General features: G+C 31.8%; 1 protein-coding gene. It reads right to left on the bottom strand.

Annotated elements, in window-relative coordinates:
* Window positions 1-1,052, bottom strand: a 1,052-nt coding sequence (locus tag HY951_15700) for a hypothetical protein (protein ID MBI5541507.1), incomplete at its 3' end; no start/stop codon positions are given.
* Between the last annotated feature and the right edge of the window lie 402 nt (window positions 1,053-1,454).

The following is a 1,454-nucleotide window of genomic DNA, read 5'->3' on the forward strand; positions in this document are numbered from 1 at the left end:
ACTATCTCTCCATTATATTTTAAAACCATGTTCCTTTGCTGTTCTTCTTCTGACATCTTTACTAGCCGTTCTCGTTGGGTCTCCAGACTCCTTATTACTTTGCCTATTATTACTTCTACTGAATTAAAATCTAATAGTTTTGTCTGTTCTATATTCATTGCACCTAATAGTATACCAACTATCCATTGTTTTATCAACTTTACATTTTCTGACACATTTCCGGATAAATGCTTTAGTCCATTTACCAGTGAACTAAATATAAGTACTCCTGCATGATGGCATAATTCATATCCTGAAGTGTTAATGTGAAATGAATTCGCATTTTGCTGATTGTTTTGCTCTTGTTCTTTCAATTTGTTCTGTACTACTATTTTATCAGTTTTAATGTTAGAATTATCATAACTACTGTTATCTGCTGTATTCATTACTGCTGTTTCACTCAACTCGCCAACATACGCTCTCTTTTCTTCTTTGTTACCGTCGGTGCTAATGCAAAAAGAGTTCGCATACTGGCGATTGTTTTGTCCCTCTTCTTTCAAATTGTTCTGGACTATTTCTTCAATTTTGATGTTAGTTATAGCAGCACCACCAAAAGTAAGCGGATTACCGCTGTTATCTACTATATTCAATACTGGTTTATTTAGTTCATCAATATACGTTTTCTTTTCTTCTTTTTGTTCTTTTTTTATTGTACTAAGTATCGGTCGTATTGTTGAACTACTTATCTTTTTGCCAAATACCTTTTCTATATCTATTATCAACTTCTTGCTGTAACTGTAACGATTCCCAGCATATATCTCAGCAAACCGTTCTTTTATATATCTCTCCATAACATCTGTTAATTTACGTGGAAATCCAGGTCCTGCTAATGCTTCTAACATCTCTTTTTCTTTCCTCTTCTTTACCGCTCTACCCCACCGCTGCATTGTTGTACGCGTAACTCCAAATGCTTTTTCTAAACTTTTCCTTTTTATACCCGCATTGTATAATTTACCTACCAGCATCTTATACAATATATTGTTTTTATCATCAGGCACTACCTCCAGTAACACCGTCCCAAAAAATACTACTATTGTTTTTTCTTCTTCATTATGATAAACAGTAAATACAGGATTCCGTTTATCTACTCCAAGTAGCTGTTGTAATTGTACCATCTCCATATATTACTCCTATCAAAAATTTTACCCTGTTAGCTTAGAATTTATTCTAACAGTGTATTCTTAAGAGTAATATTTTATAAAGTTTTTATTTGAAATGAAATTTTAGGTAAGTTGCTTTTTTATTTTAATCTAAATGAGAGTATTTTTCTGGCGATTTCATATGGCTAAATAGATGAGTTCTGAACTTTTTATGGAATAAACATTACAGAAATTGTTTCAAGTTTTAGCGAAGAACTTTTTTTCAAAGATTTTTATTTAGGAATAAATTTAAAATATCTTATTGGCAATATGGGA

Source organism: Bacteroidia bacterium (assembly GCA_016218155.1).
GTDB lineage: Bacteria > Bacteroidota > Bacteroidia > Bacteroidales > GWA2-32-17 > GWA2-32-17.